This window comes from Serratia sp. JSRIV002, assembly GCF_019968725.1.
In the GTDB taxonomy this organism is placed as follows: domain Bacteria; phylum Pseudomonadota; class Gammaproteobacteria; order Enterobacterales; family Enterobacteriaceae; genus Chania; species Chania fonticola_B.
Map to the genome: position 1 here is coordinate 6,000,412 of NZ_CP074143.1, position 24,536 is coordinate 6,024,947.

Below are 24,536 nucleotides of genomic sequence, written 5' to 3' on the forward strand. Positions count from 1 at the left end.
AATTTTCAGCTTGTTCCAGATTGTTAAAGAGCAATATCTTAAACACGACTCGCAAGAGTCATCTTTAAGATAATCAGTCACGAATGACCGGTGATAATGTCTTTCACTCATTATCGGATGGCGTCCCCAAGGGGATTCGAACCCCTGTTACAGCCGTGAAAGGGCAGTGTCCTAGGCCTCTAGACGATGGGGACACAAAATCCGATTAAACCCAGGGTTTAACCGTTTCTCGTATCAGCATGAGTCCAGAAGACTCATTACATCAACAGGTAGCGCTTTGCTCATTACTTTTCATCAGACAATCTGTGTGGACACTGCACTCGAACACATATCTTTAGGTAAGGAGGTGATCCAACCGCAGGTTCCCCTACGGTTACCTTGTTACGACTTCACCCCAGTCATGAATCACAAAGTGGTAAGCGCCCTCCCGAAGGTTAAGCTACCTACTTCTTTTGCAACCCACTCCCATGGTGTGACGGGCGGTGTGTACAAGGCCCGGGAACGTATTCACCGTAGCATTCTGATCTACGATTACTAGCGATTCCGACTTCACGGAGTCGAGTTGCAGACTCCGATCCGGACTACGACATACTTTATGAGGTCCGCTTGCTCTCGCGAGTTCGCTTCTCTTTGTATATGCCATTGTAGCACGTGTGTAGCCCTACTCGTAAGGGCCATGATGACTTGACGTCATCCCCACCTTCCTCCGGTTTATCACCGGCAGTCTCCTTTGAGTTCCCGCCATTACGCGCTGGCAACAAAGGATAAGGGTTGCGCTCGTTGCGGGACTTAACCCAACATTTCACAACACGAGCTGACGACAGCCATGCAGCACCTGTCTCACAGTTCCCGAAGGCACCAATCCATCTCTGGAAAGTTCTGTGGATGTCAAGAGTAGGTAAGGTTCTTCGCGTTGCATCGAATTAAACCACATGCTCCACCGCTTGTGCGGGCCCCCGTCAATTCATTTGAGTTTTAACCTTGCGGCCGTACTCCCCAGGCGGTCGACTTAACGCGTTAGCTCCGGAAGCCACGCCTCAAGGGCACAACCTCCAAGTCGACATCGTTTACAGCGTGGACTACCAGGGTATCTAATCCTGTTTGCTCCCCACGCTTTCGCACCTGAGCGTCAGTCTTTGTCCAGGGGGCCGCCTTCGCCACCGGTATTCCTCCAGATCTCTACGCATTTCACCGCTACACCTGGAATTCTACCCCCCTCTACAAGACTCTAGCTTGCCAGTTTCAAATGCAGTTCCCAAGTTAAGCTCGGGGATTTCACATCTGACTTAACAAACCGCCTGCGTGCGCTTTACGCCCAGTAATTCCGATTAACGCTTGCACCCTCCGTATTACCGCGGCTGCTGGCACGGAGTTAGCCGGTGCTTCTTCTGCGAGTAACGTCAATGAACAGTGCTATTAACACCGAACCCTTCCTCCTCGCTGAAAGTGCTTTACAACCCGAAGGCCTTCTTCACACACGCGGCATGGCTGCATCAGGCTTGCGCCCATTGTGCAATATTCCCCACTGCTGCCTCCCGTAGGAGTCTGGACCGTGTCTCAGTTCCAGTGTGGCTGGTCATCCTCTCAGACCAGCTAGGGATCGTCGCCTAGGTGAGCCATTACCTCACCTACTAGCTAATCCCATCTGGGCACATCCGATGGTGTGAGGCCCGAAGGTCCCCCACTTTGGTCCGAAGACGTTATGCGGTATTAGCTACCGTTTCCAGTAGTTATCCCCCTCCATCGGGCAGTTTCCCAGACATTACTCACCCGTCCGCCGCTCGTCACCCAGGAGCAAGCTCCTTGTGCTACCGCTCGACTTGCATGTGTTAGGCCTGCCGCCAGCGTTCAATCTGAGCCATGATCAAACTCTTCAATTAAAAGCTTGATTTGCTGCAACTCGTGCAGCGATGCTCGAAAATTAACTTTCGTAATCATTCATTCGCATGAATGACTGCTTGGTCACTCTTCAAGACTTGATATTTTTTTGCTACCGAAGTAGCTGGATATCGTCTTGTGAGTGCCCACACAGATTGTCTGATAAATTGTTAAAGAGCAGTGAGTTACGCGCTTTCGCTTGCTAACTCGAGGAGGCGTATACTACGCGATTCCTCTGAAGAGTCAACCTTTATTTCGGTGTTTTCACCGGCTTGACACTTCCTGGCTGGGCGACTGGTTCTCGTTAGAGGAGTCGTTGTTCCCGGTCAGTGGAGGCGCATTATAGGGAGTTCTCAGAACGCCGCAACCCCTAAATGCAAAAAACTTTTCAAGCGCGGCTTTTTTCGGCAAAACGCTGTCTTGTTCGTCGTTTTTGACACTTTTCCTCGAAAACAGCCGTAAAAGCTGGCGCTCCCTGGCGTAAAATGAAAGATAACAATGCAGTTAAAAGGAACCGCAGCCATGCAATTCGATGCTCAACAACAGGCGGCACAGCGTAATCTTTCTTATCTGCTGGCAGAAAAGCTCGGCCAACAGATCCTGGCCGGTGAATATCAAGCCGGCAGCATCCTGCCAGGCGAGATGGATTTGGCAGAACAGTTTGGCGTCAGTCGCACTGCAGTACGTGAAGCAGTAAAAATGCTGGCGGCCAAAGGCATGCTGTTGCCGCGCCCCCGCATCGGCACCAGGGTCATGCCGCAAAGCCAATGGAACTTCCTCGATCAGGATCTGCTGACCTGGTGGATGACCAGAGAGAACTTCGACCAGGTCATGCAGCACTTCCTTATTCTACGCACGTCGCTGGAACCTCAGGCCTGTTCATTGGCAGCCATCAACGCCACCCAGGAGCAAAAGACGCGATTGGTCACGCTGATGACAGAAATGCAGGCGCTACACGTGGATTTTGACCGCGAACGCTGGATTGAGGTCGATACCCAGTACCACCAGCTAATCTATGAAGCCAGCGCCAATCCGTTTCTCACCTCGTTCGCCAACCTGTTCAGCTCGGTGTATCAAAGCTATTTCCGGGCGATCACCGGTAATGAAGTGATCAAACTGCAACACCATCAGGCCATTGTGGATGCCATAGTCGCCAGTGACAGCACCGCAGCCCTCACTGCATGCCAAACATTGTTGCAGGGCAATGCGTAAACTCCGCAGCTATATATAGAAGGAAAATGGGATCACGATGACAAAATCTGCACGCAGCATGGCAGGGTTGCCTTGGATCGCCGCGATGGCGTTCTTTATGCAGGCGTTGGATGCCACTATTCTCAATACCGCCTTACCGGCGATAGCCCACAGCCTCGACCGTTCCCCCTTGGCAATGCAGTCGGCGGTGATCAGTTACACCCTGACGGTTGCGATGCTAATCCCGGTGAGCGGCTGGCTGGCCGATCGCTTCGGCACCCGGCGGGTGTTTATTATCGCCGTATCCCTGTTTACCTTTGGCTCGCTGTTGTGTGCCTTGTCCCCGACGCTGAGTTTCCTGGTCGCCTCACGTATTTTACAGGGGATTGGCGGCGCGATGATGATGCCGGTGGCACGCCTTGCCCTGTTGCGGGCCTATCCGCGTAGTGAGCTGTTGCCGGTACTGAACTTTGTCACCATGCCTGGCCTGGTTGGGCCAATAATGGGCCCGCTGCTTGGCGGCTGGCTGGTGACCTACGCTACCTGGCATTGGATCTTCCTGATTAACATCCCGATAGGCTTACTCGGCATCGTCTACGCCCGCAAATACATGCCGGACTTCACCACGCCAAAACGGCCGTTTGATTTCATCGGTTTTATACTGTTTGGCCTTAGCCTGGTACTTATCTCCACCGGCCTGGAGCTGTTCGGCGAGCAGGTACTGGCCAATTACATTTCTCTGGGAGTGTTCCTGAGCGGCTTTGTGATGCTGTTTGGCTATATCATTCACGCCCGCCGCCACGCTCAGCCACTGATTGGGCTGGATCTGTTCAAGACCCGTACCTTTTCCGTCGGCATTGCCGGTAACGTGGCCTCGCGGCTAGGGACTGGCTGCGTTCCCTTCCTGATGCCGTTGATGCTGCAGGTGGCCTTTGGCTATTCGGCGATTGTCGCCGGTTGCATGATGGCCCCGACGGCGGTGGGTTCTCTGATGGCCAAGTCTACCGTTACCCAGGTGTTGCGCTGGTTCGGCTATCGTAAGACGTTGGTAGGTATCACTATCATTATCGGCGTATTGATTGCGCAGTTCTCTCTGCAAAGCCCAGGTATGCCGCTGTGGCTGATGATTTTGCCGCTGTTTGTTCTAGGGATGGCGATGTCGACGCAGTTTACCGCCATGAATACCATCAGCCTGGCAGACCTGAACGATGGCAACGCCAGTTCCGGCAATAGCGTATTGGCAGTGACGCAACAGCTGTCTATCAGCTTTGGCGTGGCGATCAGCGCCGCCGTGTTGCGCTTCTATGGTTCAATGGGGATCGGCACCATGATCGATCAGTTCCACTACACCTTTATTACCATGGGGATAGTGACCGTTGCTTCGGCCTTCGTCTTTATGCTGTTAAGAAGAAAAGACGGCAATAACCTGATCACCGGCAAAGAGAAATCACGCAAAGAAGCGAAGGCTACCAGTTAACGGTAACCGACGGAGTCTCTCTCCACCAGCTCTGGCGTCAGCACCAGGATCTGGGCATCCCGTTCAGGGTTTTGCAGGCGATTGATGAGCGCATCGATCGCCAGTTCCCCTAGCGAATCTTTGGGCTGATGAATGGTGCTGAGCGGTGGAGCCAGATATTTGGCCAGTTCGATATCGTCGTACCCCATCACGGCCATATCCTGTGGTACCACCAGCCCGGCCTGATACAACGCCTGATAAACGCCGACGGCGACAGCATCGTTGCCAGCAAACACCGCATGAGGAGGTTCGGCTAACGCCAGCAACTGCTTCATGGCATGCACGCCCCCTTCAAACTCAAAGTCGCAATACACCTCATAGCCCGGCAGGATTTCAAGGCCGGCACGCTTCATGGCGCGGCGATAGCCTTCCAAACGATGGCGCGCGGTCGTTTTATCCAGCGGCCCGGCGATACAGGCGATTTGGCGATAGCCGCGAGCGATCAGATGATCGGTAGCCATTTCGCCCCCCAGCAACGAGTTATCCTGAATGATATCGTTGGCCCCTTCGAACGGCGACCAGTCCATCATCACGATCGGCAAAGAGGGGTAGCGGCTTAGAGCATCCTGCGAGGGGCGGTGGTTTTCGGTACACATCACCAGCAGGCCATCCACCCGCTTTTGCAACAGCGTTTCCATGCTGCTGTTCATACGCGCCACATCCTCCTCTGTGTTGCACAGGATCAGGCTGTAGCCACGCTCGTAGCAGCTGCGTTCCACGCCGCGCACCACTTCGGCATAAAACGGGTTATTGCTGGAGGTCACCAGCATACCAATGGTGCGCGTCGTATTGAGTTTCAGGCTACGCGCCAGTGCGGAAGGGGCATAGTTTAGCTGTTCCACGGCCACCATGACTTTGTCACGCACGCTGTCGCTGACAAAGCGATTGTTATTGATCACGTGCGAGACCGTCGAGGTTGAAACACCCGCCAGGCGGGCGACATCTTTCATGGTAGCCAAAGCGTTATCCCTGTTGCTGCAAAAAGGCGTCAATCTCTTCACGCCATGGCACGGAAGGCTGTGCACCCGGCCGGGTAACGGCAATGGCCGCCGCCGCATGGGCGAAACGCACCGCATCGCTCATCACTTTACCTTCGAGCAAAGCAGTAACCAGAGCACCGTTGAACGTATCACCGGCCGCGATGGTATCCACCGCTTTGACCTTAAAGCCCGGAACCAGTTTGCCTTTACCGTTTTCGCTCAACCATACGCCACGACTACCGAGGGTGATAATCACGCAGCCAATACCTTTATCATGCAGGATGCTGGCGGCACGTTCGGCGTCAGCGTCATTATTCACCGCAATACCGGTCAGCCGCTGGGCTTCGGTTTCGTTCGGGGTGATCATGTCAACCATGGCTAACAATTCGTCAGGCAGCTCACAGGCCGGAGCCGGGTTGAGGATCACCTGGGTTTGGTGCTGCTTGGCCAGTTTGGCGGCGGCAATCACCGTCTCCAGCGGTGACTCAAGCTGCATCAATAGCGCATCGGCATCGATAACCCGTTGCCGATAGCGGTTGAGATATTCGGGAGTGACCGCCGCGTTGGCACCGGCATCGATACCAATCACGTTTTCGCCTTCGGCATTGACGAAAATCAGCGCTACGCCGGTAGTACTGTCGGCAATAGCTTCAATCGGTTGGGTATCAATGCGATCGGTTGCCAGCTGTTGGCGAATACGTTCACCAATATCGTCTGCACCTACGCAGGCAATAAAAGCAATGTCCGCACCGCTGCGCCCGGCAGCCACCGCCTGGTTAGCCCCTTTGCCACCAAAGGCAACCTTATACTGCTGGCCGATCACCGTTTCGCCCGGCTGGGGAAACTGGTTGATATTGAGGATATGGTCGGCATTGATGCTGCCCAAAACCACCAGCTTTGCTGTTTCCATCACAGGGTTCCCTAAAATTGCGCGCCATCGTCACGCCCCGTTCCGATGGCGCTGGAGATGACTTACTTGGTAACCAGTTTCAAATCAACCGGGATAGTCGCCGGTACTTTCTCGCCTTTCAAGATCTTGTCGGCCGTTTCTACGCCAATCACGCCGATTTGATCCGGACGCTGTGCCACGGTGGCAGCCAGTTTACCGCCTTCAACCGCTTTCGCGCCGTCTGCGGTGCCGTCAAAGCCAACGACGATGACATCCGTTTTACCAGCTGTTTGCAACGCACGCAGCGCGCCCAGTGCCATTTCATCGTTCTGTGCAAACACCGCCTGCACGTCTGGATGCGCGGTCAGCAAGTTCTGCATGACGTTCAGACCCTTGGTACGATCGAAGTCTGCCGGCTGGCTGGCCAGCAGTTTAAACTTGTTCTGCTCCAGTGACTGTTGGAAGCCTTCGCCACGTTCACGGGCAGCAGATGTCCCGGCAATGCCTTCCAACTGGATCACCTTGGCATCGGCCCCTACTTTGTTGGCGATAAAGTCACCGGCCATTTTACCGCCCACGCGGTTGTCGGAAGCGATATGGCTGACTACTTCGCCTTTCGCTGCCATACGGTCGAGCGTAATGACCGGGATCTTGGCCTGGTTGGCCATCTTGATGGCGTTACCTACCGCGTCAGAATCGGTTGGGTTAATCAGCAGCAGTTTCGGGTTCTGCACCATCAGATCCTGCACGTTGGCCAACTCTTTCGCTGGGTTGTTCTGGGAATCCAGCACCACCAGGTTGTAACCCAGTTTGTTGGCTTCCAACTGCGCCCCTTCTTTCATCGAAACAAAGAACGGGTTGTTGAGCGTAGAAACCACCAGCGCGATGGTGTCTTTTGCCAGGGCGTTAGCACTCAGGGTGGCGGTTAACGCGATGGCCGAAACTAAGGTTGCCAGTTTTTTCATTTTCATGGTCGTGATTCCTGTAGGGGAGAGGTTACTTGTTACTTTTGTTGTCTACCAGAACCGCCAGCAGAATAACGGCTGCTTTCACGATCATTTGGTAGTAGGAAGAAACACCCAGTAAATTCAAACCGTTGTTCAGGAAGCCAAGGATCAGCGCCCCGATCAGAGTACCGACGATGCGCCCTTTACCCCCAGCCAGGCTGGTACCACCCAGTACCACCGCAGCGATGGCATCCAGCTCATAGCCGGTACCCGCAGTAGGTTGCGCAGAGGACAGGCGCGCCACTTCAATGACCCCAGCCAGTGCCGCCAGCAGGCCGCACAGGGAATAAACGATGATTTTAACCCTATCAACGCTGATACCGGAAAGGCGGGTAGCCGCTTCGTTGCCGCCCAGCGCATAGATATAGCGGCCAAGACGGGTATGATGCAGCATATACCAGGCGGCGACAAACACGATGGCCATGATCCAGATCGGGGTAGGAACGCCTAACGGGCGGCCAATCCCGAACCAGCCGAAGGCGTCGGCAACGTCGGTAAAGCCGGTATTGATCGGGCTACCGTTGGTGTACACCATGGTCACGCCGCGCAGTAACAGCATCATCACCAGGGTGGCGATAAACGCCTGAACCTTGCCTTTGGCCACGATTATGCCGGTGCAGGCTCCTACCGCAGCCCCCAATGCCAGCGCAGCTGCCACAGCCACCACCGCATTGACTTCAAATCCGACAATCGAAGCGGCTACCGCCCCGGTCAGCGCCAACAGCGAGCCGACCGACAGATCGATGCCGGAAGTCAGGATCACCAAGGTCATGCCGACCGCCATAATGGCGTTCACCGAGGTTTGCTGCAGGATATTGAACAGGTTATTAACGGTGAAGAAATTCGGGCTCATCGAAGACACCACGGCAATCAGCACCAGCAGGGCAATCAGCGATTTCTGCTCCAACAGCCACTCTTTACTGAACCAGCGCTTAGCTGCAACACTTTGTGAACTCATATCTGATTACTCCTGCTTTACGCCGTATTGCTTGCCAACGGCTGCTGCCATCAGCACTTCCTGGGTGGCCTGTTCAATCGGGAATTCGCCGCTGAGGTGGCCTTCATGCATCACCAGGATGCGGTCGCTCATGCCCAGCACCTCCGGCATTTCCGAAGACACCAATATGATGCTCAGCCCTTCCTGCTTGAACTGGTTGATTAACTGGTAGATCTCTTTTTTGGCCCCGACGTCGACGCCGCGTGTCGGTTCGTCGAGGATCAGTACCTTTGGCCGGGTCATCAAGCCTCGGGCAATCGCCACTTTTTGCTGATTGCCGCCGGAAAGCAAACCAATCGGCTGCTCCATCGACGGCGTTTTGATATTGAACAGGCGGATAAAATCGCTGACGGCGATCTGCTCGTCGGCATGTTTCAGGCCACCACCGGCGCGGCTGAAGTAGCGCAGCGCGGTCAGCGACATGTTTTCCTTCACCGACATCCCCAGCACCAGACCATCACGCTTACGGTCTTCGGAGATATAGACAATGCCGTTAGCCAGGCCGTCCTGAGGAGTACGAGTCACCACCTCATGGCCGTCCAGATTCACGGTGCCGCTTTTACGTGGCGCCGCTCCGTACAGGATCTTCATCAGTTCGGTACGCCCAGCCCCCATCAGGCCAGCCACACCCAAAATCTCACCGCGGTATAAAGTAAAGCTGACGTCATGCACGCCAGGGCCGGAAACGTGGCTCACCTGCAGGCGTTTTTCACCGCGCGGCAGGTTCAGACGTGGATACTGCTCTTCCAGCTTGCGACCCACCATCATTTCAATCAGCGAATCTTCATTCAGTTCGGCAACCGGCCGCTCGGCAATAAATTGCCCGTCACGGAATACGGTCACATCGTCGCAGATTTCGAAGATCTCTTTCAGGCGGTGGGAGATATAAACAATACCGCGGCCTTCGGCTTTCAGCTCGTTGATCACTTTAAACAGCGAGGCGGTTTCGGTATCGGTCAGGGCATCGGTCGGCTCATCCATGATGATCACTTTGGATTCAAAGCTCAGCACCTTGGCGATTTCCACCATTTGCTGATCGCCAATCGACAATTCCCCCACCAGCCGGTGGCTGCTGTAGCGCAGGTTCAAACGCGCCAGCAGTTTGTCCGCTTCGGCATACATGCGTTTCCAGTCGATGCGGCCAAAACGGTTAACGAACTCGCGGCCAAGAAAGATGTTCTCGGCAATGGTCAGCTGCGGGATCAGGTTCAGTTCTTGGTGGATGATGCCGATACCCGCGTCCTGCGAATCCTTCGGCCCGTTGAAAGCCACTTCCTTGTCGAGGAAATATTGGCTGCCCGCATCTTTGTTATAGATACCGGTCAGCACTTTCATCATGGTGGACTTGCCAGCACCGTTTTCCCCCACCAGCGCCATCACCCTGCCGGGATAAACGCTCAGGGCGGCCCCAGAAAGCGCCTTCACGCCGGGAAAGGCCTTATCGATCCCCTTCAGTTGCAGTAAAGGTTGCATAGGCGCCTCAGAAAGTTACGCCGGAGCACAGGATCACGTTCGCGTAGGGCGAACATTCTCCGCTGCGGATCACGGCCCGGCTATGTTCGGTTTGCGCTTTAAACGCGCTGTGGCTGATATAGCTGATGCTGATGGTATTGCCCTGGTGTTGGCCAAGCTGAGTCAGTTGAGCCAGTAATGCCTCGTGGAGCGACGGGTTATGCTTGACGATCTCTTCCGCCAGGATGGCGCTCTCTACCTGCATTTCCTGCGTCACCACGCCTACAACCTGTAAGAATGTCGGCACCCCTTGGGTCAGCGCCAGATCGATACGCGGCGTCACGGCCGGGATCGGCAAGCCTGCATCGCAAATCGCGATCTGATCGGTGTGGCCGAGACGAGAGACCACCGCAGAAACGTCAGAATTCAGTAGTACGCCTTTTTTCATGAGTAAACTCCAGCAGCGAAACGTTTCGCTATTGAGTCAGTGTAGAAAATCAGCAGAGGAAGACAACCCTGTCATAGCGGAAATGTGATCGCCATCGAAACGTTTCGCTCACGTTTGATAAAGCGTAGCTAAAAAAGAAGGGCCCAGCAAATGCTGAGCCCTCTCTTTTAGATTTCGACCTGGGTTCCCAGTTCGATGACCCGGTTGGGCGGGATCTCAAACTGGTCGGCAGCCCGCAATGCGTTGCGGCTCAGGGCGATAAACAGCTTGCCGCGCAGGAACAGATACCACGGCCGTTTGGTGAGGATCAGCGATTCATGGGACATAAAGAACGACGTCTCCATCATCCGGCATGGCAGCCCTTCCAACCCACAGCGGTGGAAGACTTCCTCAACGTTCGGCGTTTCACGCCAGCCATAGCTGGCTACCACTCGCCAGAAGGTCGGTGACAATTGCTCAATCGTCACACGCCGGACGTTATGCACATAAGGGGCATCTTCGGTACGCAAGGTCAGCAGCACTACCCGCTCATGCAGCACTTTGTTGTGCTTGAGGTTATGCAACAGGGCAAACGGGATCACGTTAATCGCCCGCGACATAAACACCGCAGTGCCCGGCACGCGAACCGGTGGCGATTTTTCCAGTGAGGCAATCAGTGCTTCAAGGGAGTTACCGTGCTCATGCATCCGGCGCAGCAGGCGGAAACGTTCACTCTTCCAGGTGATCATGATCAGGAACATCACCAGGGCCAACATCAGTGGCAACCAACCGCCAGAGAACAGTTTCAAGGCGTTCGCCGAGAACATCGGTACATCGATAATCAGCAGCATCACCAGAATGCCTCCCACCAGGAAGCGATTCCAATGCCAATTCTTGATGGCGACGGAGGTGATCAGGATGCTGGTCAATACCATGGTGCCGGTCACCGCAATACCATAGGCCGCGGCCAGGTTACTGGAGTGTTCGAAGCCCACAATCACCAACACCACGGCGATATACAGGGTCCAGTTGATCACCGGGATATAGATCTGGCCGGACTCCATTTCCGAGGTATGAATGATGCGCATCGGTGACAGATAGCCCAGACGAACGGCCTGGCGGGTCAACGAGAAAACGCCGGAAATGACCGCCTGCGAGGCAATAACCGTGGCCAGCGTAGCCAATATCAACAGCGGGATCAACGCCCAATCGGGGGCCAACAGGAAGAACGGGTTCTTGATCGCTTCCGGATTTTTCAGCAGCAATGCGCCTTGGCCGAAGTAGTTAAGCACCAGCGAAGGCAGTACCACGGTGAACCAGGCCAGGCGGATCGGGAATTTGCCAAAGTGGCCCATATCGGCATACAGCGCTTCCACACCGGTAATCGACAGTACCACCGCACCGAGCGCGAAGAAGGACACCTTCTTATATTCAACAAAGAAGTTGAGGGCCCATTTAGGGTTCAGCGCCTGCAACACTTCCGGGTTGGCGATAATGCTGCGCGCCCCCAGGACCGCCAATACGATAAACCACAGCAGCATCACCGGGGCAAACAGTTTGCCCACGCTACCGGTGCCATGTTTTTGGATGGCGAACAGTAAGGTCAGTACCAGAATAGACAGCGGGACGATGTAGGGATCAAGCGACGGGGCGGCAATCTCCAACCCTTCGATCGCCGACATCACCGAGATCGCCGGAGTGATCACTACCTCGCCATAGAAGAAGCTGCCACCAATCAGGCCCAGGATCACCAGCAAAGAGGTCGTACGTGCCGAGGTATGGCGCCCAGCCAAAGACATCAACGTCAGTATCCCGCCTTCACCGGCGTTATCCGCACGCATGACGTAGGTGAGATACTTCAAGGAAACGATGACGATCAACATCCAGAAGATTAAGGAAAGAAAACCAAACACCACGTCGGGACGGACATCAAAACCGTAATGACCGGAAAAACATTCTCGCAAGGTATAGAGCGGGCTGGTGCCGATATCACCGTAAACGACCCCAATAGCCGCCAGGGTAACCGCCGATAAAGACTGTTTATGTTCTGTGCTCATAGTTTGCTTCTTTTGCTAGATCATCCGTCAACCGATGCATCAGCATCAGGTTAAAGATACGGGCTCCAAGATCCGTCACACCCGGTAAAAGGCGCACAGTATGCATCATTTATAGCACTTGCCTACTCTACTATCTGACCCCAAAAATAAACAAAATGTGAATCAGCCCCCTTGTTGAGCATAGAAAAATTTTACTAATCAACCAGCTATAAGGCTAAAAATAATGATGGTTTATCATCGGATTCTCTAGCAAGATTGGCTGTCGGCCTGGGTGGCAGGCTCTAACCTCCGGACAACGCGAGCTATTTTATGGCGTCATCAACACTTCTGGCAGAACGGATCGCCCGCCTCAGCAGTGCGCTGGAGAGCGGCCTTTATGAACGGCAAGAGGCTATCAGGCTTTGCTTGCTGGCAGCCTTGTGCGGCGAAAGCGTGTTCCTGCTGGGCCCGCCGGGGATCGCCAAGAGCCTGATCGCCCGCCGGCTGAAATTTGCCTTCCGCAGCGCTCGCTCCTTTGAATACCTGATGACGCGCTTTTCCACGCCGGAAGAGGTGTTTGGCCCGCTGTCGATCCAGGCTCTGAAAGATGAAGGCCGCTATCAGCGTCTGACTGCGGGTTATCTGCCCGAAGCCGAGATTGTCTTTCTTGATGAAATCTGGAAGGCTGGCCCGGCTATCCTCAATACCCTGCTGACCGCGATCAACGAGCGCCGCTTCCGTAACGGTAATAGTGAAGAGCCCATTCCCCTGCGCCTGCTGGTCACCGCCTCCAATGAATTACCCGAGGCCGATAGCAGCCTTGAAGCGTTGTATGACCGTATGCTGATCCGGCTGTGGCTCGATAAGGTGCAGGATAAGCAGAATTTTCGCTCGCTGTTGGTAGCCCGGCAGAATGAAAACGACAACCCGGTGCCCGAGGCACTAAGCATCAGCGATGAAGAGTTCCACCAATGGCAACCGCTGATCGATAAGGTCAAACTGCCGGAAAACTGCTTTGAACTGATCTTCCTGCTGCGCCAACGGTTAGACGCCTTGGAACAGGCGCCTTATGTTTCCGACCGGCGTTGGAAGAAATCCCTGCGCCTGCTGCAAGCCTGCGCCTTTTTCAGCGGCCGCGACACCATTGTGCCGTTGGATTTAATGCTGCTGAAGGATTGCCTGTGGCACGATCGGACATCATTAAAGTTGTTACAGCAACAAATCGACCAGTTGCTGACCGAACAGGCCTATCAGCAGCAAACCTTGTTGATCCAGCTACAGCAGATCCACACCCGCTGGATGCAGCATCAACAGCAGCAGAGCCATCGTCAGGCCATCCAACTGGTGAAAAAAGGCGGCATGTTCAGCCGCAAGCCACAATACGTGCTGGAGCATCCGCTCACTGGCACCACTTTGTCGCTGCTGCTGCAAAAGCCATTACAACTGCACGACATTCAGGTTAACCATCTAAGTATCGAAAGCAGCATGCTGGAAAACTGGCTGCAAAAAGGCGGTGACGTGCGCGCCAAGCTCAACGGCATTGGTTTTGCCCAGCAGATCGATCTGGAAGTCGATGAGCAACTGCATCTGACCGTGCTGGACGTCAGCCGCCAGCCTTCCCTGCTGGCCCTGCCGGGTAAACCGACCGGGGGAACCCCGCCAGAATTTCTGGACGAAATAGAAACGCTAAGCCAGCGCCAGGCGGAACAGCGGCGGTTATTCAGCCAGCATCAACCTTGCCTGTTCACCCCTGCCGCCGGGTTGGCCAAAATTGAAGCCAGCCTGTTGCAGGTGGCCGAGCAGATCAAACAGCTGTCCCAGCAAATGCGCGGCCAGTAACCATGCTGAGCCTCGAAACGCTCGATATGCTGTTGTCGATCTCCGAAGGCGAGCTGATCGAAGAGCTGATCATTGGCATGTTGGCCACGCCGCAGTTGGCGGTATTTTTCAATAAATTCCCGGCGATACGCCGGGCGATCAACCGCGATCTGCCTCAATGGAAGCTGCAACTGAAGGATCGCATTCAGCAAGCCGTGGTGCCACCGGTGCTGGCGCAAGAGTTTTACCGCTATCAGCAGTGCCAGTTGGAAAGCCACGGCCAGTTCTCGCAAAACCTTAACGACACGCTCGATCTGCTACGCCAATGCGCATCGCCGTTTTACGCCCAGGCACGGAGCATGGTGGACGCCGCCGACCTCCCCGCTCATCCGCTCGATGGCAGCTTCCAGACCCTGTTTCTGCAACGCTGGCGCATTAGCCTGACGCTGCAGGCCACGATGCTGCACCATAAGTTACTGGAGCAGGAACGTGAACAACTGATGGCCGAGCTGCAAGAGCGGCTGGCACTGAGCGGCGCACTGGAACCTGTGCTGGCAGAGAACGACACGGCCGCAGGCAGATTGTGGGATATGAGCAAAGGCCAGTTACAACGCGGTGACTACCAACGGCTGGTGGAGTACGGTGACTTCCTGCAACAGCAGCCAGAGCTACAAAAGCTGGCACAACAGCTGGGCCGCAGCTATGAAGCCAAGGCGGTGCAGCAACAAGATGCGCAGCCGGAACCGTACAGAGTGATGGTTCAGGTACCCGCCATTCAGCCGGAAGAGGTCAGCGGTATACACCAAAGTGACGACATCCTGCGGCTACTGCCACCCGAACTGGCGGCGTTGGGCATTGAAGAGTTGGAGTTTGAGTTTTACCGGCGGCTGCTGGAAAAACGGTTGCTGACCTATCGCCTGCAAGGGGATGCCTGGCAGGAACAGATCATGATGCGTCAGGTCACTCATCAGCAGCAGGACCGGCAACCACGCGGGCCATTTATTGTCTGCGTAGATACTTCCGGCTCAATGGGCGGCTTTAATGAACAATGCGCCAAGGCCTTTTGCCTGGCACTGCTGCGCATTGCTCTGGCAGATAACCGCCGCTGCTACATCATGCTGTTTGCCAGCCAGATTGTGCACTATGAACTGACGGCCGCCAGCGGTATCGAACAGGCAGTGCGGTTCCTGGGCCAGCATTTTCGTGGCGGGACGGATTTGGCCGCCTGCCTGAACGCCACTGTCGGCAAAATGGCGGAAAGCGACTGGTTTGACGCCGATGCGGTGATTATTTCCGATTTTATTGCCCAGCGGTTGCCGGAAGAGGTGATCAAGAAGGTGAGGTCACAGCAGCACAGCCACCAACAACGCTTTCATGCGGTGGCTATGTCAGCCTATGGCAAACCCGGCATCATGCGCATCTTCGATCATATCTGGCGCTTTGATACCGGGTTAAAAAGCCGTTTACTGCGGCGTTGGAGTCGCTAGCTGTTACAGCAGCCCAGCAACGCTCTCGCGTACTTCTGGTCCCCACACGCCACACTGTACCTGCCCAATATGCGACAGTTGCAGCAGCAGCATCACCAGGCGTGATTGGCCAATACCGCCACCAATCGTCTGAGGCATTTCACCACGCAGCAGGGACTGGTGCCATTCCAGCTTCAGGCGATCCAGATCGTCGGTTAACGTCAGCTGATGTTGCAGCGCCGCCGCATCAACGCGGATGCCCATTGAAGAGAGTTCAAACGCATCCTGCAGCACCGGGTTCCACACCACGATGTCACCGTTCAACCCTTTCAGCCCTTCGATACCTGGCGTGGTCCAGTCATCATAATCCGGTGCACGTACGTCATGGGATTTGCCATGTGAGAGTTTGCCACCAATACCAATCAGGAATACGGCCCCCAATTCTTTGGCGATCGCACGTTCACGACCTTTAGCATCCAGTTCAGGGTAGCGTTGCAGCAGCGTTTCGCTGTGAACAAAGTGGATCTGTTCTGGCAGGAACGGTGCCAGACCAAATTCACGGCTCACCGCGGCTTCCGTTTCTTTTATAGAGGCATAGATACGCTTAACGGTATCTTGCAGGTAAGCCGGGCTACGTTCGCCATCTCCCATTACACGTTCCCAATCCCACTGATCGACATACACCGAGTGGATCGGCGTCAGGCGATCTTCATCCGGGCGCAGCGCTTTCATATGGGTATACACACCTTCACCCGCGCTGAAATCGTGCTCGCCCAGGGTTTTACGCTTCCATTTAGCCAGCGAGTGCACCACTTCAAACGTCGAGTCCGGTAGGCTTTTGACCTTCACCTGAACGGCTTTTTCACTGCCCGAAAGGTTATCTTGAGTACCGTCACCCAGTCGGCTGAGGATCGGAGCCTGCACTTCAATCAGGCCAAGCTGCTGTTCCAACTGGCGGGAGAAGAAGGATTTCACGAAGCTGATTTGTTGTTGTTTTTGGATAAACTGCTTTTTCATTGCCGTATCTCTTGAATAACCTGTCTAGTTGCCAATGATTAAGCAACAGAATGGCATCTAAATTCAATATCCATCAATCAATATTGCCTTTTCGCTTTTAATCAGTCATTTTTAAGCGGTGATAATTCAACAAACGGCAATTAAAGGGGCATTTAATGGCAGAAATTTATCAGATCGATAATCTCGATCGCGGCATCCTCAACGCGTTAATGGAGAATGCCCGCATGCCTTACGCCGAACTGGCGAAGAATTTTGCCGTCAGCCCCGGCACCATTCATGTGCGCGTGGAGAAGATGAAACAGGCCGGGATCATCACCGGAACGCGGGTTGATGTGAACCCAAAGCAGCTGGGTTACGACGTCTGCTGTTTTATCGGCATCATATTGAAGAGTGCCAAGGACTACCCTTCGGCGCTGAAAAAGCTCGAAAGCCTGGAGGAAGTAGTGGAAGCCTATTACACCACCGGCCACTACAGCGTGTTTATCAAGGTGATGTGCCGTTCGATCGATGCGTTGCAACAGGTTCTGATCAACAAGATCCAGACCATCGATGAGATTCAGTCAACGGAGACGCTGATCTCCCTGCAGAATCCTATCATGCGTACCATTACGCCTTAATAAGCGATTTTTCACAGCCCACAAGCCTCTATGATAGGCCCGTGGTGCTGTGTAAAACAGCCCAAACATGATTTGAGTAAAATCAAAAAAAGATTGAAAATCGAGTTTACGGAGGGCACGTTTGCATCAATAGGGTGTTTCTGAAGCATGTTGATCAATTGTTGATTAATTTGGTTATGCACGTAAATATCAGTAATCTGTTAATAATTATAAATGTAAGTCTTACATATGTAGGAATCATACGACATCTGTCGTTATATGCTCTTATATACCTAATGAGTCGTTTAAAATATTATTCTCTCACTTTATAGAACTACACTTTGATCATGCGCTGATAATAGGCGTGGCAAGCAAGGGAGAGATCATGGTTTATATTGACAGTGATACCATTAACAAACTCAGTCTCCGGATATTGAGTAAATATAAAAAAACAGCGTTGTTTTTAGCCGTATTGTTTTTACTGTGCGGCACTTTATGTTTACTGATCCCTGTCTATTCTGGCATTGCTTTGAGCTATCTGATAGGAAGCTTATTTGTTATTTCAGGGATATACTCCTTCGTCAGCGCATTCGCTTTCATAAAAAACACTTCGAGTTTTTTTTCATTGCTTCTGTTCGGTATTATCTATGTTTTTCTGGGAGTGAGTTTTTTATCAAGCCCCATGATAGGAATGAATATTCTTTCAATGCTCATTTGCATTCTATTTTTGTTAGGGGGATTGAGTCGTCTGACCACAGCATTTAACAATAGTGAAATGATTGGGCGTTACTGGTGTATTTTTATCGGGATCCTGGATTTTGCTATTGCATTCCTGTGGCTGAGTGCTGGTGAAAACACATCATATCTATTAACCGTAATGTTAATCGGTCTTGAAATGGTGTTAACTTCATGGTTTTTCTTCATGCTTAACTATGGTTTTAACCATCATAAGGACAGTTACTCCGGCGCATAATTTCGACACATTTTTCAATATTTTTATTATTAACAGGAGATAGTTATCATGACTAAATTTACCAAAAATATCCTTATCGCTTCCGCTTTGGTTGTAGCTGGCATTAATGTTGCCAACGCAGAAACCACGGTTAAAACAACCCCGCAGGATATGACTTGCAAAGAATTTATTGATCTGAATCCTAAGGCAATGACCCCCGTAGCATTCTGGGTGGTCAATAAAGATAATGTTTTTCAGCAAGGTGATTATGTTGACTGGAATGAAGTAGAAACCACCTACGTTCCACTGGTCATCAAAGCCTGCAAGCAAAAACCTGAAAGCAAGCTGGAAGAATTTAAGCAGTGGATTAACGACATTAAATAATGTCTATCAGATAAAGTCAGCTATCTACGATAACTGACTTTATCTGTATGAAAATTAACTCCACACTAATACCCTTCAAAATTAGTTAGTACTCTCAGCATCAATTTCGGGAATTCTACCTTAAAAGGAAAAAGGATTTACGCTAAAAAAATAACAATCTATACCGTTATTTTTTATAAGAGGAAGATAAATTATGCCTACAGGCATAGCAGGAAAAGATAGCAATCAAAAATTAGGTCTTTTGGCATTAGTTGCTATCGTCGTCAGTTCGATGATTGGCAGCGGCGTTGATGGGCTACCACAGAATATGTCCGCCAGTTCAGCAGTAGGTTCTGTGACTATAGCCTGGCTAATCTGCGGTTTCGGAATGTTTTTCATTTCTCGTACATTTATTATTCTTTCGGATATTAGGCCAGACCTACAGGCTGGCATCTACATGTATGCTCAGGAAGGCTTTGGTACCTTCTGTGCATTTATTGTCGTATGGGGCTATTGGCTGATGACTATTTTCAGCAACGTCGCCTTTGGTATCATGGTGATGGATACGCTGAATTATTTTATCCCGGGAGGTTTTAGCGGCGGGAATAATATTCCTTCAATTATTGGCATATCAATTCTCATCTGGGGATTCAATTTTTTAGTGTTGTCTGGCACAAGACTGGCTGGTGCGGTAAATATTATAGGGACGTTAGCAAAATTAATACCTCTAGTGATATTTGTATTCGTTCTGGTTTATTTCCTTAACGTTAACGAACTCACCAGTAACATCTGGGCAAACAATCCTTTATTTCCTAAGGAGTATCTAGGCTCGGTATTCTCCCAGATAAAGTCGCCACTTGATGTTGCTCTATGGTGTTTTATTGGTGTTGAAGGTGCCGTTGCGTTGTCTGGAAGAGTAAAAAACAAAAAAGATGTCGGCAGGGCAACCTTAATTGGTTTTATCATTTCACTTATCATATGTATCTTGATTTCTATCCTGCCTTTCGGGGTCTTGACTCAAAAACAACTGAGCGTGATCGCCACGCCATCAACGGCAGGGATCCTGAAGATTGTTGTCGGCGAGTGGGGCGAAAGACTGATTAATATTGGTGTGCTGATCTCGGTGTTAACCAGTTGGTTAGCCTGGACCATGATTTGTGCAGAAATCCCTATGGTTGCGGCCCAAAATGCAGCTTTCCCAGAAAAATTTGCCAGACGAAACCATCAAGGAGCGGCATCGGTTTCACTATGGGTCAGCAGCGCTTTAATGCAGCTTGTGGTTTTGATGGTTTACTTTTCAAGTAACGCCTGGATAGCCATGCTCTCGATTTCAGCCTTGACAGTTTTACCCGTCTATCTGCTGTCCACCGCTTACTTATGCAAGTTATGTATCAATGGTGAATATAATAATTATGTTCGTAATGGTCGTATCAGTGCACTAATCAGTGGTGTCATAGGGCTGTTATTTTGCTTGTTTATGTTTTACGCCAGCGAGCCGAAATATCTTGCCATGGTGCCAATGCTTTTAACTCTGGGATTACCGTTATTCTTTTGGGCACGTATCCATGATGGAGGAATAAAAAAAATATTTAAGGGTAATGAAATGAAAATTTTCTTATCATTAATCGCTCTTGATGCATTTACAGGATTTCTCTTTATGAATGGTACGATAAAGCTATAACCCAATTTTTGTTGTTCAGACGTCATGTTTTGTCGCCTATTAATCGGTGGCCACTCATTTATTCATTCAAAAAAGGTAATTAATCATGAAGTTTAATCACAATATTTTGTTTGTATCCTCTCGAGGATTAAAACAAAATAATCCCGCGATACAAGCTCTCGAAGAGCTCAACGCGGCGGTTAAAGCCAGAGGGTTTACCACCTTCATTGTGGATCAAATTAGCGATGCAGTGAAGGTTGTTAATGAAAGCCAAAAATACAGTGCGGTAGGGATCTGCTGGGACTCAAGCAATCCTGAAACAGGTATTGAATGTCAGGAGTTCATTGATGTTTTCCGTAAGCGAAATGCCACTGCGCCTCTTTTCTTATTATCTGAAGATAATGTCACTGACGGGGTGCCCCTTGCTATACTCAAAGAGATAAATGAGTATATTTATTTATTTTCTGAAACCCCGACCTTCACTGCCAACCGTATTTATACGCTTATTCACCGATATGCTGAAAACCTGCTGCCGCCTTACTTTAAAACGCTAAAAAACTTTACCGAAGACGGCGACTATTACTGGGACTGCCCAGGGCATATGGGCGGCATGGCCTATTTAAAGCATCCTGTCGGTACCGAATTTATCAACTTCTTCGGCGAAAACATGATGCGGGCCGATATCGGGGTCGCTACCGCTGAAATGGGGGATTACCTCATTCATGCTGGGCCGTCCAAAAAATCAGAAGACATCGCCGCAGAGCTTTTTGGCGCTGATTGGACGTTCTATGGCGTTTCCGGCTCATCCGGCTCCAATCGTATCGTGGCTCAAGGGGCGGTCGCAGCGGATGAAATTGCCATTGTCGACCGTAACTGCCATAAATCGCTAAATCATGGTCTTACCCTTTCCCAGGCACGTCCAGTTTATCTTAAGCCCACGCGTAATGCCTATGGGCTGATTGGCCCAATACCGACTCAACGCCTGAAAAAAGAAAGTATTGATGAGTTGATCGCCAAAAGCCCGCTGACTTCAGATGCGGTAGACACCTCGCCTACTTATGCGGTTGTCACTAACTGTACCTATGATGGTTTCTGTTACAACGTTAATGACGTGGTGAAATATCTGGGAGCCAGCGTACCACGTATTCATTTTGACGAAGCCTGGTATGCATATGCCCGTTTCCATCCGATGTATAAGAACCGTTTCGCCATGGACGTTGAAGACACTCCCGATCGTCCGACCATTTTTGCCGTGCAGTCGACCCATAAAATGCTGCCTTCTCTATCAATGGCCTCAATGATCCATGTGAAAAAAAGCCACCGCGCGCCGCTGGATTTTGATGATTTTAACGATTCCTTCATGATGCACGGCACCACATCTCCCTTTTACCCAATCATTGCTTCAATTGATGTAGCGGTAAGTATGATGCAGGGAGATTCCGGTCGTTCCTTGGTACAGGAGTCGATCGATGAAGCGATTGCGTTCCGAAAAGCCGTCGTTTCCGTTAAACGCCAGATTCGTGAACAAGAGGGCGAATCAGCCTGGTTTTTTGACGTTCTACAGCCGGCGGAGGTTAATGATAAGGCAACGGGTAAACAGTACAGCTTTGAAGAGGCTCCGCTTGAGCTACTCAACCAGGGTCCTGAATGTTGGGAATTGTGTGCGGGCGATAGCTGGCACGGCTTTCACGATGAAGATCTGATTGATACCAATAGCATGCTTGATCCGGTAAAAGTCACCATTACCTGCCCAGGCATTAATCTGGACGGTAGTTATCAAGAACAGGGTATACCTGGCTATTTGATTACCAAATTCCTCGATGACAAAAGGATTGAAATTGCCCGCACCGGCGATTACACGATCCTCATTCTGTTTTCTGTAGGTATCACCAAAGGAAAATGGGGCACGTTAATTGAAAGCCTGCTGACCTTTAAAAAACTCTATGACTCCGATGCGCTTGCCGTTGATGCTATTACATCTTTGAAAGGTCTATCACCGCATTACGATAACTTGACCCTGAAACAACTCTGCCAGCAGATGCATGAAAAAATGCGCGAACTGGATCTGATGAACCACATTAATGAAGCGGTTAATACCGACCCTGAACCGGTGATGACTCCGTCTGCGGCCTATCAGAAAGTGCTGCGCTATAAGGCGGAACACATCCGCCTGGATGATTTTTCTGGCCGTATTGCCGCCAGCATGTTGGTTCCTTACCCACCAGGTATCCCAGTCTTAATGCCGGGTGAACGTCTGCCAGTGGGCGACAAAGGCATTATGGGCTATCTGCGTGCTTTACAGGAGTTTGATAAGCACTTCCCAGGTTTTGAACATGAGATCCAGGGTATCAACGTTGATGAAAATGGTGATTTTTGGGTAAGAGCCATCATTGAAGATGAACGCGAAGCCGTAAAGCGGCCGGAACAGCTCCGTTTCAAACGCCGGGTGTCTCCAACAATTAAAAAAGGTCGTCAATAATCAGCTGGTTATCTCATCACTCCGACCCGCCAGGGCCGGGGTGATGTCTATTCCGATGCAAGGGTTTTATTTATGTCAAATCAATCTTCAACATCAGCAACAAGTGCTACTGACGCAGCAAAGACGGACGGCGAGCACAAGCTCGGGCTAATTGCATTAATCGCCATTGTTGTAGGTTCTATGCTGGGCGGTGGGGTATTTAGCCTGCCCCAAAACACAGCAGCTACCTCGGCAGTAGGGCCGATCATTATCGCGTGGCTTATCGCAGGTATTGGTATCTACTTTATCGCTAACTCGTTTCGCCTATTGTCCGACCTGCGCCCAGACCTACAGGCGGGCGTCTATATGTACGCCCAGGAGGGCTTCGGCTCATTTATTGCTTTCAACGTCGCCTGGGGATACTGGCTGATGACTGCCTTTGGCAACGTCGCCTTCGCCGTAATCTTGATGGATGCGTTAAACCAGTTTTTCCCCGGTGTATTCACCGATGGGAATAACCTCAATTCAATTATCTGCGGTTCGGTTTTGATTTGGGGTTACAACTTCCTGGTCTTGTCCGGGACAAAAGTTGCAGGTTTTGTGAACACTCTCGGTACCATCGCCAAACTTGTACCACTGGTGCTGTTTGTTGTCATACTGGGCTTCTTAATCAACTATTCTCAGCTGTTTAGCAACTTTTGGGGAACGGCACCACAAATCGTTGAAGGGGTCGGCAACCACGCTAAACCCGTATCACTGATGTCGCAAATTCTGGCCCCAATGACGGTAACACTATGGGCATTTATTGGCGTAGAGGGCGCCGTCGTTCTTTCAGGACGCGCCAAAAACAAGAAAGATGTCGGTAAGGCCACGCTACTGGGTTTTTTGTTGGCGCTTATCATCTACATACTGATGTCAATATTGCCGTTTGGCGTTATGCCACAGGCTGAACTTTCTCAAGTCAGTAATCCATCAACCGCAGGCGTCCTGGCGAAAGTAGTCGGTCACTGGGGTGGTTGGCTAATGAACGTAGGATTGATTATTTCCGTACTGGCAGGCTGGCTAGCCTGGACGATGCTCTGCGCCGAAATTCCCATGGTTGCCGGGCAAAAAGGCGCTTTCCCACGGGCTTTTGCGCGCACCAATAGCAAACAGGCCGCCAATGTTTCCCTTTGGGTCAGCAGTTTTGTGATGCAGGCCGCGATGTTATTAGTCTATTTTTCTAATGACGCCTGGAACACGATGTACAACATTAGTGCGTTGATGGTGGTGCCTGCATACATCACCACGACCTTGTATATGGCGAAAATTTGCCTCAATCGAGAGTATGATCAGTATGCCAAAAAGGGGCGTAAATTTGCCCTTGTCAGCGGCATTCTTGGCGTCATATTCTGCCTGTTTATCCTTTATGCCAGCCAAATCCAATATGTAGCACTGGTCCCCATTCTGCTTACCTGCGGGCTACCGGTGTTCATATGGTCTCGTAAAGAGAAGGGTGACAATCAGCCGCTGTTCCAGAATAAAGAAATTTTTTATCTGGCTATCCTGTTGCTGCTTGATGCCATCGTCATCTGGTTGCTAATGATGGGGCGCATCACGCTATAACCGATCTTTTGCCCCCTAGCCCGGGAGAAGCTAGGGGAGCAAAGCTGCGATTTGAAGACCTTAGGGTTTGATGAAGGAATGGGTGACAGGGTTAACCATAGCCGCGGCTGATCATGTCATCATACTGCCAGCCTGCTTCTGCGCTCATGCACAGGGCTTTCGCGCCCCCCTCTGTCTTATCCACCAGCTGAAAAATAAAACTTATCCTCACATAGCAACCACCACGGC

General features: G+C 51.6%; 18 protein-coding genes, 1 tRNA gene and 1 rRNA gene. 10 read left to right on the forward strand and 10 right to left on the reverse strand.

Annotated elements, in window-relative coordinates; translation table 11 throughout:
* Nucleotides 1-118 precede the first annotated feature (118 nt).
* Both KGP26_RS28160 and KGP26_RS28165 read right to left on the reverse strand, forming a co-directional pair.
* A tRNA-Glu gene (locus KGP26_RS28160) sits at nucleotides 119-194 on the reverse strand.
* A 145-nt stretch (nucleotides 195-339) separates the two neighbouring features.
* A 16S ribosomal RNA gene (locus KGP26_RS28165) occupies nucleotides 340-1,880 on the reverse strand.
* A gap of 520 nt (nucleotides 1,881-2,400) precedes the next feature.
* Between KGP26_RS28165 and KGP26_RS28170 the strand changes: the two genes are divergently transcribed.
* Complete coding sequence (locus KGP26_RS28170; RefSeq protein ID WP_094982444.1) at nucleotides 2,401-3,090, forward strand: FadR/GntR family transcriptional regulator; 690 nt, start codon at nucleotides 2,401-2,403, stop codon at nucleotides 3,088-3,090.
* 37 nt (nucleotides 3,091-3,127) lie between these two features.
* A complete protein-coding gene (gene mdtD / locus KGP26_RS28175; protein WP_059199295.1) occupies nucleotides 3,128-4,546 on the forward strand; it encodes a multidrug transporter subunit MdtD in 1,419 nt (472 codons plus the stop codon).
* Here the strand turns inward: mdtD and rbsR are convergent.
* The 7 genes from rbsR to kup form a co-directional block, all read right to left on the reverse strand.
* Nucleotides 4,543-5,544, reverse strand: coding sequence for a ribose operon transcriptional repressor RbsR (gene rbsR, locus KGP26_RS28180; protein WP_021181450.1), 1,002 nt, complete (start codon nucleotides 5,542-5,544; stop codon nucleotides 4,543-4,545). The two genes, mdtD and rbsR, sit on opposite strands and share 4 nt — an antisense overlap.
* A 4-nt stretch (nucleotides 5,545-5,548) precedes the next feature.
* Entirely contained in the window at nucleotides 5,549-6,475 is a 927-nt protein-coding gene (rbsK, locus tag KGP26_RS28185; protein WP_059199294.1) for a ribokinase, read from the reverse strand.
* Nucleotides 6,476-6,537: 62 nt separating this feature from the next.
* Nucleotides 6,538-7,425 (reverse strand): ribose ABC transporter substrate-binding protein RbsB, encoded by an 888-nt coding sequence (rbsB, locus tag KGP26_RS28190; protein WP_218520091.1) that lies wholly within the window; start codon nucleotides 7,423-7,425, stop codon nucleotides 6,538-6,540.
* 25 nt (nucleotides 7,426-7,450) lie between these two features.
* Nucleotides 7,451-8,419: a ribose ABC transporter permease gene (gene rbsC, locus KGP26_RS28195; protein ID WP_059199292.1), complete on the reverse strand. Its 969-nt coding sequence runs from the start codon at nucleotides 8,417-8,419 to the stop codon at nucleotides 7,451-7,453.
* 6 nt (nucleotides 8,420-8,425) lie between these two features.
* Nucleotides 8,426-9,931, reverse strand: a complete 1,506-nt coding sequence (rbsA, locus tag KGP26_RS28200; RefSeq protein WP_223664850.1) for a ribose ABC transporter ATP-binding protein RbsA — start codon at nucleotides 9,929-9,931, stop codon at nucleotides 8,426-8,428.
* A gap of 7 nt (nucleotides 9,932-9,938) precedes the next feature.
* Nucleotides 9,939-10,358, reverse strand: coding sequence for a D-ribose pyranase (gene rbsD, locus KGP26_RS28205; protein ID WP_021181445.1), 420 nt, complete (start codon nucleotides 10,356-10,358; stop codon nucleotides 9,939-9,941).
* A 167-nt stretch (nucleotides 10,359-10,525) separates the two neighbouring features.
* Nucleotides 10,526-12,394: a low affinity potassium transporter Kup gene (gene kup, locus KGP26_RS28210; protein WP_059199291.1), complete on the reverse strand. Its 1,869-nt coding sequence runs from the start codon at nucleotides 12,392-12,394 to the stop codon at nucleotides 10,526-10,528.
* Nucleotides 12,395-12,703: 309 nt separating this feature from the next.
* Here kup and ravA point away from each other — a divergent pair, with 309 nt between their 5' ends.
* Both ravA and viaA read left to right on the forward strand, forming a co-directional pair.
* Complete coding sequence (ravA, locus tag KGP26_RS28215) at nucleotides 12,704-14,212, forward strand: ATPase RavA (protein ID WP_223664851.1); 1,509 nt, start codon at nucleotides 12,704-12,706, stop codon at nucleotides 14,210-14,212.
* Between the two features lie 2 nt (nucleotides 14,213-14,214).
* On the forward strand, nucleotides 14,215-15,678 hold the full coding sequence (viaA, locus tag KGP26_RS28220) for an ATPase RavA stimulator ViaA (RefSeq protein WP_223664852.1): 1,464 nt from the start codon (nucleotides 14,215-14,217) through the stop codon (nucleotides 15,676-15,678).
* 3 nt (nucleotides 15,679-15,681) lie between these two features.
* On the opposite strand, the gene asnA is transcribed toward viaA, so the two are convergent.
* Nucleotides 15,682-16,674, reverse strand: a complete 993-nt coding sequence (asnA, locus tag KGP26_RS28225) for an aspartate--ammonia ligase (RefSeq protein ID WP_021181441.1) — start codon at nucleotides 16,672-16,674, stop codon at nucleotides 15,682-15,684.
* A gap of 155 nt (nucleotides 16,675-16,829) precedes the next feature.
* Between asnA and asnC the strand changes: the two genes are divergently transcribed.
* The 6 genes from asnC to KGP26_RS28255 all read left to right on the forward strand — a co-directional run bounded on the left by asnC (nucleotide 16,830) and on the right by KGP26_RS28255 (nucleotide 24,308).
* Nucleotides 16,830-17,291 carry a transcriptional regulator AsnC gene (asnC, locus tag KGP26_RS28230; RefSeq protein WP_021181440.1) on the forward strand — a complete coding sequence of 154 codons (462 nt, stop codon included), beginning with the start codon at nucleotides 16,830-16,832 and terminating at the stop codon, nucleotides 17,289-17,291.
* A 364-nt stretch (nucleotides 17,292-17,655) separates the two neighbouring features.
* Complete coding sequence (locus KGP26_RS28235) at nucleotides 17,656-18,243, forward strand: DUF308 domain-containing protein (protein WP_209523451.1); 588 nt, start codon at nucleotides 17,656-17,658, stop codon at nucleotides 18,241-18,243.
* A 48-nt stretch (nucleotides 18,244-18,291) separates the two neighbouring features.
* The gene (gene hdeB / locus KGP26_RS28240) at nucleotides 18,292-18,606 is read left to right on the forward strand and encodes an acid-activated periplasmic chaperone HdeB (protein ID WP_059199288.1); all 315 of its coding nucleotides are present in this window, start codon (nucleotides 18,292-18,294) and stop codon (nucleotides 18,604-18,606) included.
* 193 nt (nucleotides 18,607-18,799) lie between these two features.
* A complete protein-coding gene (locus KGP26_RS28245; protein ID WP_059199287.1) occupies nucleotides 18,800-20,266 on the forward strand; it encodes a basic amino acid/polyamine antiporter in 1,467 nt (488 codons plus the stop codon).
* A gap of 85 nt (nucleotides 20,267-20,351) precedes the next feature.
* Nucleotides 20,352-22,724 carry an Orn/Lys/Arg decarboxylase N-terminal domain-containing protein gene (locus KGP26_RS28250; protein WP_223664853.1) on the forward strand — a complete coding sequence of 791 codons (2,373 nt, stop codon included), beginning with the start codon at nucleotides 20,352-20,354 and terminating at the stop codon, nucleotides 22,722-22,724.
* 72 nt (nucleotides 22,725-22,796) lie between these two features.
* Entirely contained in the window at nucleotides 22,797-24,308 is a 1,512-nt protein-coding gene (locus tag KGP26_RS28255) for a basic amino acid/polyamine antiporter (RefSeq protein WP_071925985.1), read from the forward strand.
* Nucleotides 24,309-24,536 lie beyond the last annotated feature (228 nt).

Coding starts and splice junctions, on each gene's coding strand:
- KGP26_RS28170 (WP_094982444.1), top strand. CDS start 2,401: ATGCAATTCGATGCTCAACAACAGGCGGCACAGCGTAATCTTTCTTAT.
- mdtD (WP_059199295.1), top strand. CDS start 3,128: ATGACAAAATCTGCACGCAGCATGGCAGGGTTGCCTTGGATCGCCGCG.
- rbsK (WP_059199294.1), bottom strand. CDS start 6,475: ATGGAAACAGCAAAGCTGGTGGTTTTGGGCAGCATCAATGCCGACCAT.
- rbsB (WP_218520091.1), bottom strand. CDS start 7,425: ATGAAAATGAAAAAACTGGCAACCTTAGTTTCGGCCATCGCGTTAACC.
- rbsC (WP_059199292.1), bottom strand. CDS start 8,419: ATGAGTTCACAAAGTGTTGCAGCTAAGCGCTGGTTCAGTAAAGAGTGG.
- rbsA (WP_223664850.1), bottom strand. CDS start 9,931: ATGCAACCTTTACTGCAACTGAAGGGGATCGATAAGGCCTTTCCCGGC.
- rbsD (WP_021181445.1), bottom strand. CDS start 10,358: ATGAAAAAAGGCGTACTACTGAATTCTGACGTTTCTGCGGTGGTCTCT.
- kup (WP_059199291.1), bottom strand. CDS start 12,394: ATGAGCACAGAACATAAACAGTCTTTATCGGCGGTTACCCTGGCGGCT.
- ravA (WP_223664851.1), top strand. CDS start 12,704: ATGGCGTCATCAACACTTCTGGCAGAACGGATCGCCCGCCTCAGCAGT.
- viaA (WP_223664852.1), top strand. CDS start 14,215: ATGCTGAGCCTCGAAACGCTCGATATGCTGTTGTCGATCTCCGAAGGC.
- asnA (WP_021181441.1), bottom strand. CDS start 16,674: ATGAAAAAGCAGTTTATCCAAAAACAACAACAAATCAGCTTCGTGAAA.
- asnC (WP_021181440.1), top strand. CDS start 16,830: ATGGCAGAAATTTATCAGATCGATAATCTCGATCGCGGCATCCTCAAC.
- KGP26_RS28235 (WP_209523451.1), top strand. CDS start 17,656: ATGGTTTATATTGACAGTGATACCATTAACAAACTCAGTCTCCGGATA.
- hdeB (WP_059199288.1), top strand. CDS start 18,292: ATGACTAAATTTACCAAAAATATCCTTATCGCTTCCGCTTTGGTTGTA.
- KGP26_RS28245 (WP_059199287.1), top strand. CDS start 18,800: ATGCCTACAGGCATAGCAGGAAAAGATAGCAATCAAAAATTAGGTCTT.
- KGP26_RS28250 (WP_223664853.1), top strand. CDS start 20,352: ATGAAGTTTAATCACAATATTTTGTTTGTATCCTCTCGAGGATTAAAA.
- KGP26_RS28255 (WP_071925985.1), top strand. CDS start 22,797: ATGTCAAATCAATCTTCAACATCAGCAACAAGTGCTACTGACGCAGCA.